The organism is Halomonas sp. BC04 (assembly GCF_000568385.1).
Genome location: NZ_AZQX01000295.1, coordinates 1 through 8065 on the forward strand (window position 1 = coordinate 1; position 8065 = coordinate 8065).

Annotated in this window: 7 protein-coding genes and 2 pseudogenes; 6 read left to right on the plus strand and 3 right to left on the minus strand. The window is 62.7% G+C overall.

Features of this window, described 5'->3' with window-relative positions; translation table 11 throughout:
* Together Q427_RS20120 and Q427_RS20125 are read right to left on the minus strand one after the other, a co-directional pair.
* A partial coding sequence (locus Q427_RS20120) for a TAXI family TRAP transporter solute-binding subunit (protein ID WP_043516897.1) occupies positions 1 to 669 on the minus strand: 669 nt, incomplete at its 3' end.
* A 279-nt stretch (positions 670 to 948) separates the two neighbouring features.
* Positions 949 to 2670: a SulP family inorganic anion transporter gene (locus Q427_RS20125; protein ID WP_043516898.1), complete on the minus strand. Its 1722-nt coding sequence runs from the start codon at positions 2668 to 2670 to the stop codon at positions 949 to 951.
* Positions 2671 to 2808: 138 nt separating this feature from the next.
* On the opposite strand from Q427_RS20125, the gene Q427_RS20130 reads away from it, so the two are divergent.
* The 4 genes from Q427_RS20130 to Q427_RS20140 all read left to right on the plus strand — a co-directional run bounded on the left by Q427_RS20130 (position 2809) and on the right by Q427_RS20140 (position 5864).
* Complete coding sequence (locus Q427_RS20130; RefSeq protein WP_043516899.1) at positions 2809 to 4083, plus strand: O-acetylhomoserine aminocarboxypropyltransferase/cysteine synthase family protein; 1275 nt, start codon at positions 2809 to 2811, stop codon at positions 4081 to 4083.
* 200 nt (positions 4084 to 4283) lie between these two features.
* Complete coding sequence (locus tag Q427_RS34535) at positions 4284 to 4523, plus strand: hypothetical protein (RefSeq protein WP_231613821.1); 240 nt, start codon at positions 4284 to 4286, stop codon at positions 4521 to 4523.
* Positions 4520 to 4960, plus strand: coding sequence for a methyl-accepting chemotaxis protein (locus tag Q427_RS35635; protein WP_269321295.1), 441 nt, complete (start codon positions 4520 to 4522; stop codon positions 4958 to 4960). Before Q427_RS34535 ends, Q427_RS35635 begins: the two co-directional genes overlap by 4 nt.
* Positions 4947 to 5864 carry a methyl-accepting chemotaxis protein gene (locus tag Q427_RS20140; RefSeq protein ID WP_269321296.1) on the plus strand — a complete coding sequence of 306 codons (918 nt, stop codon included), beginning with the start codon at positions 4947 to 4949 and terminating at the stop codon, positions 5862 to 5864. Before Q427_RS35635 ends, Q427_RS20140 begins: the two co-directional genes overlap by 14 nt.
* A gap of 21 nt (positions 5865 to 5885) precedes the next feature.
* On the opposite strand, the pseudogene rarD reads toward Q427_RS20140, so the two are convergent.
* Positions 5886 to 6811: pseudogene (gene rarD, locus Q427_RS20145) on the minus strand (EamA family transporter RarD).
* Between the two features lie 135 nt (positions 6812 to 6946).
* On the opposite strand from rarD, the gene Q427_RS20150 reads away from it, so the two are divergent.
* Both Q427_RS20150 and Q427_RS20155 read left to right on the plus strand, forming a co-directional pair.
* On the plus strand, positions 6947 to 7762 hold the full coding sequence (locus Q427_RS20150) for an amidohydrolase (protein ID WP_043516901.1): 816 nt from the start codon (positions 6947 to 6949) through the stop codon (positions 7760 to 7762).
* A pseudogene (locus Q427_RS20155) lies at positions 7762 to 8065 on the plus strand (S4 domain-containing protein); the annotation flags it as partial. The gene Q427_RS20150 and the pseudogene Q427_RS20155, both read left to right, overlap by 1 nt.

Here is an 8065-nt window from a genome sequence, read left to right on the forward strand (position 1 = left end):
GTCCGGGTCCAGCACCGGCCAGCTGATGCCGCGGGGGCTGCTGGCCAATTGCTGTGCGGGAGGCGTGACGGTGGTGGTGAAGGAAGCATCCACATTGCCGGCAATGATGCCGTCGAAGGAGCGCGAATAGCCGGGGTAATCGACCCGTTCCACGTCGTCCCAGGTGAGGCCACCGAAGGCCAGATAGGCTTCCGTGCCCTTGTTCAGGGCGTCGTCACCGCGGATGTAGGCGATCCGCTTGCCTTTCAGGTCGGCCGGGGTTTCCACGCCGAGATCCCCCGCCACCGCCAGCGACAGGCCGAAGGAAGCCGTGGAGGTGGTGATCACCCGTATCGGCTGGGGGCCCCAGTCGCGGTCGGCGAACATCATGACGCCCTCTGCACCGTAGTAGCTGGCAATGCCGCAGGCACAGAGGTCGACGCGACCCTGCTTGAGCGGGGTCATGCGGGAGACGTCGTTGTCACCCGGCAGGATGCGAACCGAGGTGCCGTACTGGTTCTGCAGCATGTTGCCGATGGCGACGGCCTGGGCGTAACCGCTGGAATTGGTGCCGTAGGCGGTCCATGCCATGGTGCCCGGCAGATCCACTTCGGTGGCTTGAGTAACGCCGGCAGCCAGCAACGAGAGCGGCAAGGCGGCGGTGATGAGTGAGCGGGAGAGCTGGCGCATAAGGCGACTCCATTGGTGAAAAATGCGATTGTTGTTTTGCTATGCGGTATCTGATTCCGAAACTGCAGTCGATACTAGATAAGGCAGTGACGCGGTGTCAACGCATGCTTGTGCTTGTCGTGGGGCTTCCCCGTCCGCCTGGCGGAACGCAGGCGTCAACCGATTGATAAATCACCGTAAGGGGAGAGAAACCTGATGCAGGTAAGGGTTGCGGCACATGGGTAGATGCGACCAAGGTATAGTCGTCTCCCGTATCAGGAGGTATCCGTGGCCGCGCTGTCACTTCATGGGACCGGATGGGCGTGACAGCTCGCGCCAGGCTGCATAGGTGCTGAGGAATACCCGGCCGGTCATGTCGTCGAGAAAGTCGCTGCGTTTCAGCTGGTCCATGACCGGCCCCTTCACTTCGGCCAGATGCAGCGTGACCCTTGAGTCGGAGAGGCGCCCGTTGATGGCGTCGAGGCTCTCCAGGGCGGAGGCGTCGATCAGGTTGACCGCTGAGCAGATGAGTACGACATGCTCGAGCTCGGGATGGGTGGCGACCAGGTCGTAGACGGTGTCCTCCAGGTAGCGGGCATTGGCGAAGTAAAGGCTTTCATCGATGCGCAACAGGGCCAGGTGGCTGACGGTCTCGGTGTCGTGACGCTCGACGTTGCGAAAGTGCTCGGTCTCCGGTATGCGGCCCACCAATGCACTGTGGGGGCGGCTGGTGCGATAGAGGAAAAGCCCGATGGAGAGTGCGACACCGCTGATGATCCCGGCCTCCACCCCTTCCACCAGGGTCAACAGGATGGTCAGCGCCATGGCGGAGAAGTCGCTGCGGGAGTAACGCCAGGTCTGGCGGATCATGGGAATGTCCACCAGGGTCAGGATGGCCACGGTGATGGTGGCGGCCAGAGTGGCGATGGGCAGATGGTAGAGGGCCGGGGTGAAGTAAAGCGTGACTGCGCCGATGCCGATGGCGGCAAAAAAGCCGGCAAGCGGTGTGCGGGCTCCTGCATCATAGTTGATCACCGTGCGCGAGAGCCCCCCGGTGACGGGCATGCCGGCAGAGAAGGCCGCTGCCAGGTTGGCTCCGCCTAGCCCGATCAGCTCCTGGTTGGGGGAGATGCGTTCACGCCGCCTGGCGGCGAGCATCTGTCCCATTGAGATGGACTCCACAAAGCCCACCACGCTGATCAGAAAGGCAGGAATCAACAGGGCTCGCCATAGTGACCCATCGAAGCCGGGAATCGTCAGGGGGGGCAGCCCACGTGGGATGTCGCCGATGACGGCCACACCCTGAGCGGCGAGGTCGAAACGCCAGGTGATCCAGGTGGTCACCACCACGGCGAGAACGGGGCCTCCCCGGGTGATCAGGTCCGCCATGTTGCCGGGCAGGCCGAGTCCACGCAGCGCGCGTTTGCCGCGTAGGCGAAGCAGGATCAGGAAAAGCAGGCATCCGCTGCCCATGGCCAGGGTCGGCAGGTGGGCTTGCGGCAGTCCGGCGGCAAGCTCCGATATCCTTGGCAAGAGGGCCGTGGAGGTGGCCTCGATACCCAGCAGGTGGCCGGCCTGGCTGGCCGCGATGAGGATGCCGGAAGCGGACAGGAAGCCGGCAATCACCGGGTGGCTAAGGAAGTTGGTCAGGAAGCCCATGCGAAGGGCACCCATGATCAACAGGATTAGCCCGGAGAGCAGCGACAGCACCAGGGCGGCCTGGAGATAAGCCGTGCTGCCTGGTGCGGCGACATCGCTCAGGGCTGCCCCGGTCATCAGCGCGATGATCGCGACGGGGCCCACGGCAAGCGTCCGGCTGGTGCCCAGCAGCGTATAGGCCAACAGCGGGAGCAGGCTTGCGTAGAGACCCACCACCGGCGGCAGGCCGGCAAGGATGGCGTAAGCCAGGGACTGCGGTATCACCATCATGGTGACGATCGCACCGGCCAGCAGGTCAGCGCCGCACAGCCGGCGGTTATAGTGGGGCAGCCATGTCAGTATCGGCAGATAGCGCTTGAGCATCCGTTCTCTTCGAGGTTGGGTGCCGGGGCCGGCAGCAGGGTATAGGGCACCAGACTAAACGATATTGGTGGTAGGGTTGAGACTTGGTTAGCATCAGGTGGATTACTGAACCGTTTCTTCCATCCATCAGGATCTGCCATGAAGCCCGAAACCATTGCCCTGCACCACGGCTACTCTCCCGACGACCAGCACGCCGTGGCCGTCCCTATCCACCAGACCACCTCGTTTTCCTTCGATAGCGCGCAGCATGCCGCTGACCTGTTCGACCTCAAGGTGGAGGGGAACATCTATTCGCGCATCATGAATCCCACCTGTGCGGTGCTGGAGCAACGCGTAGCCGCACTGGAGGGGGGGATCGCAGGCCTGGCGGTGGCCTCCGGCATGGCGGCGATCACCTATGCCATCCAGACCATCGCCGAGGCCGGTGACAATATCGTCTCCATCAGCGAGCTGTACGGCGGCACCTACAACCTGTTTGCGCACACCTTGCCGCGACAGGGCATCGAGGTGCGCTTCGCCGACAAGGATGATATCGCCGGCATCGAGTCGCTGATCGATGCGCGCACCAAGGCCGTTTTCTGCGAAAGCGTCGGCAACCCCTCGGGCAGCGTGGTCGACATGGTGAAGCTGGCGGAGGCCGCCCACCGCCATGGTGTGCCCGTGATCGTCGACAACACCGTGCCCACGCCCTTCCTGTGGCGGCCGATCGAGCACGGGGCGGATATCGTCATTCATTCGGCTACCAAGTACATCGGTGGTCATGGCACCACGGTGGGTGGTGTCATTGTCGACTCCGGCAAGTTTCCCTGGGCCGACCATCCGCAGCGCTTTCCGCTGCTCAACGAGCCCGACGTCTCCTACCATGGGGTGAGCTATACCCGTGATGTGGGCGAAGCCGCTTTTATTGCTCGCGCCCGGGTGGTACCTCTGCGCAACATGGGTGCCGCCCTTTCGGCACAGGCCGCCTGGAATCTGCTGCAGGGGCTGGAGACGCTGTCGTTGCGGATCGAGCGTATCTGCGCCAATGCACGCAAGGTAGCCGAGTACCTGGAGGGGCATCCGGCGGTCAACTGGGTCCAGTATGCCGGCCTTCCCGGCCACAAGGATCACGAGCTGGCCCAGCGCTACATGAACGGACAGGCCTCGGGCATCCTCAGCTTCGGTATCCAGGGCGGCCGCGAAGCAGGAGCGCGCTTCTACGATGCACTTGGGATGATCCTGCGCCTGGTCAACATCGGCGACGCCAAGACCTGCTCGTCGATCCCCGCCTCGACCACCCACCGACAGCTCAATGATGAGGAGCTGAAGGCGGCCGGGGTGACTGCGGACATGGTGCGGTTGTCGATCGGCATCGAGCACGTCGATGACATCATCGCCGACCTGGAGCAGGCGCTCTCCGCCAGTCAGGCATGAGGGTGCGGGCCGCCCCTTCATGGGGTGGCCCAGCTTCCGGGGGCACATGATGAGATGACCCCGTCTTATCGGCTGACTTTTCACCGTCTTTAGTTCTTCTTTGGTCTCTCAGGCCAAAGTGGGGATGCTAATGAGACATGCAAGACGCTACTCTCTGGATACTTCCAATAACAAAGAGATAAGGCGTCATGCGGATACTGATGTTTCTGTTAGCCGCGGTCTCTCTTGCCGCGGGGATTACCCTGTTGAACGATCCCGGCTCAGGGTGGCAAGCCTACCTTGGCCTGGTCCTGGGTGTGGTGGCCGGTGGCCTGCTGGCCCTGACAGGTATGGCCAGTGTCTATCATGCCAATGCCGCCGCCCTCGAGGCGCAGGGCATCAAGGCCCTGCTGCCGGCTACTCGCGATTACCTGTCATTGCGGCGCATGGCCCATGCTTGATTCGCCAGGCCAGCACCACTGCCATTGCCTCGGCCGAAGTGTCGCATCATGCCGACCGCATGGATCAGCGCCTGGATCGCCAGGGACACACGGTACGCGAGGCTTCCGCCAGCATGGCCTCGATCACCTCCGCCATCGAACAGGTGGCAGCGAGCGCGGCCAACGTGGCGACCCTCGCCAGCCGCTCCCGGGACGCCAGTCACGTCAGTCGCGAAGCGCTGGGCCAGGTCATCGAGGAGATGCAGGCATTGGCCGAGCGTTCGGAAGAGGCGCTTGAGCTGCTCAACATGTTGAGCCAGAAAGCCGATAGCGTTCGCCATGTCACCTCGTTGATCGAGGAGATCGCCGAACAGACCAACTTGCTGTCATTGAACGCCTCGATCGAGGCGGGCCCGTGCCGGCGAGCATGGCCGGGGCTTCGCCGTGGTAGCCGGTGAGGTGCGTCAGCTGGCGGGGCGAACGGCGGATGCCACCCGCAACGTAGAGGCTCTGGTGGGTGATATCGGCGACAGCAGCCATCGCGTGGTCGATACCATCGGTCATCTGATGCAGCGCGTCGGCGATCGTGCCAAGGAGATGAGCAAGGTGGGTGAACAGCTCACCGAGATGACCGGCAACTTCGATCAGGTCGAAAGCGAGATCCGTTCGATCGCCGAGGCCATGGAGGATACCAACCAGCACTCTCAAAGGGTGGCGGGTACGCTGACGACGCTGGAGAGCGAAACCGAGCAAGGTAATCGGGATATGCATGGACTGGCGACCCAGGCCCGTTCGCTCATGGAGGGGGCAGAAGCCGTCGATGGAGCGCTGGCTCAACAGCGACTGGAAGGGCGCCACCAGCAGGTGTTCGGCGCGGCGCGCAAAGCCGCTGCCGCTCTCGGTTCACTGCTTGAATCGGCCATCAAGCGCGGTGAGCTCGATGAACAGACACTCTTTCATGCCACCTACACGCCGATACCCGGCACCAACCCCCCGCAGCACTTGACCGGTTTCGTCAGCTACACGGATGAACACTTCCCGGCCATCCAGGAGCCGCTGCTGGAGCAGCTAGGGGTGGCCTATGCCATTGGTATCGATCGCCGCGGCTACATACCGACTCACAACCAGAGCGTCAGCCAGCCACCCAGCGGCGACTACGACCACGACCTCAAGTTCTGCCGTAACCGTCGTATCTACGAGGATCCCACCGGGCAGCGCTGCGGTTCCCATGAGGAGACGCTGCTGCTTCAGACCTACAAACGCGACACCGGTGAGATCATGCACGATCTGTCGGTGCCGATCTACGTGGCTGGCAAGCACTGGGGCGGTTTCCGTATCGGCTACAAGCCCGAGGCGGCTTGACCGGGCGAGAGCATCATTCCATCAGTCCGACTGATGCCCTGCAGGTGACAGGGGCGCGCGCTCCCGGGAGTGCCAGGCCGACCAGGAGTAGAGCACAAGGCTGGCCCAGATCAGCACGAAGGTGGCCAGCTGGATCAATGATAGCGGCTCACGAAATACCAGCAGGGCGATGAAAAACTGGATGGTAGGGTTGAGGTACATCAGAAAACCCAGCGTTGCCAGCCGTAGCCGACGGGCGGCACCGGCAAAGGCCAGCAGGGGCAGGGCGGTGATCACTCCACTGGCTATCAGCAGCAGCGTGGTCCGAGACGTGTCGAGAAAATGGGAGAGATCGGCCATCGACAACCAGGAAAGCGCCATCAGCCCAGGGGAAGCAGCAGCAGGGTTTCCACGAAGAGACCCGAGAGGCCATCCAGGGGAACCTGCTTGCGTAACAGGCCGTAGGTGCCGAAGGAGAGTGCCAGACTCAGGCTGATCCACGGCAGCTCGCCCAACAGTATCAGCTGTATGACGATGGCCGTCGCGGCGATCAGTACGGCCAGGCTCTGCAACCCGGCCATGCGCTCACGCAGGACCAGCATGCCGAGTGCCACATTGACCAGCGGCGTCAGGAAATAGCCCAGGCTGGCCTGGAAGACCTGGCGCGTCTCCACCGCATAGATGTAGAGCCCCCAGTTGATGGCGATCAGCACGGCGCAGCCGAGCACGCGTCCGAGTCGTCTTGGCTCGGACAGTGCCTGGCGTATCGGGCGCCAGCGATTCATCACCGTGACCAGACCCACCAGGAAGAGACAGGACCAGATGATGCGGTGGATCAGAACCTCGAAAGCGGGCACACCCTGGAAGAGGGCGAAGAACAGTGGAAAGCAGCCCCACATGACATAGGCAGTCAGGCCAAAGGCAACACCCTTGGCGGCTTCCGGATCGGTAAAGGGCTTGGTGGACATTCCATGTTCTCTTGGAGAAAGCAGTAACTTAGCAGGCTATCCGTCGTGTTTCCATGGTTGCTGCAAGCCCCGGCTGACGGCGCAGCCCTGCTGAGTTAGGCTGTGGGGGTGGCGATTCACCCAAGGGAAGCCGATATGAGCGATTTGCGTACGACGCTGGTGCAGTGTGACCTGCGCTGGGAAGATCCGGATGCCAACTGCCGCATGCTGGAAGAGGAACTCGGCGGACTCGATGGTTCGCAAACCGACCTGATCGTATTGCCGGAGATGTTCTCGACCGGCTTCACCATGAATTCCCGTGAAATGGCCGAGCCCATGGAGGAGAGCCGCGCCGTGGCCTGGATCCAGCGGCAGGCCATCGATCGTGGCTGTGTGGTTACCGGTAGCGTGGCCGTGGTGGAAGGCGATCACTATTACAATCGCCTGATCTGGGCGCGCCCGGATGGCAGTCGTGTCCACTACGACAAGCGCCACCTGTTTCGCATGGCCGGTGAGCACGAGCGCTACTCCATGGGTCACGAGCGAGTGATCGTCACCCTCAAGGGCTTTCGCATTCTGCTGAGCGTCTGCTATGACCTGCGATTCCCGGTTTGGCTGCGCCAGCAGCCCGCTGCGAATGAACATTTCGAATACGATGCCCTGCTCTGCGTGGCCAACTGGCCGGCTCCGCGACGTCATCCCTGGCGCATTCTGCTTCAGGCACGGGCGATCGAGAACCTGTGCCCGGTGATCGGCGTCAACCGCGTGGGGGAAGACGCCAATGGCATGGCCTATGCCGGCGACTCGATGCTGGTGGACTTCAAGGGTGAGGCGGTGATCGATGAGCCCCGGGACCAGCCATTCATCAAGACTGGAGTGCTGTCCCGGTCCGAACTCGATGCCTTCCGCGAGAAGTTTCCGGCCTGGCGGGATGCCGATCATTTCAATGTTGCCGATGGGGTCGGTTTCTGATGCGGCTGGATCGATTTCTTTCCGAAACCACTGACTTGACCCGCAGCCTGGCAAAGAAGGCCCTTCATCGGGGCGAGGTCACCGTCAATGGCGAAGTGATCAAGCAACCGGCGCTGCAGATCGGCGAGCAGGACCGGGTGTGCTGGGAGGATGAGCCCCTGGTGCTGGTCGGGCTTCGCTATGTCATGTTGAACAAGCCGGCTGGCGTGGAGTGCAGCGCCGGCGCGGGCTCTATCCCCGGGCAATCGATCTGATCGACCTGCCAGGGTCGATCGACTGCAGACGGTAGGGCGGCTCGATGTC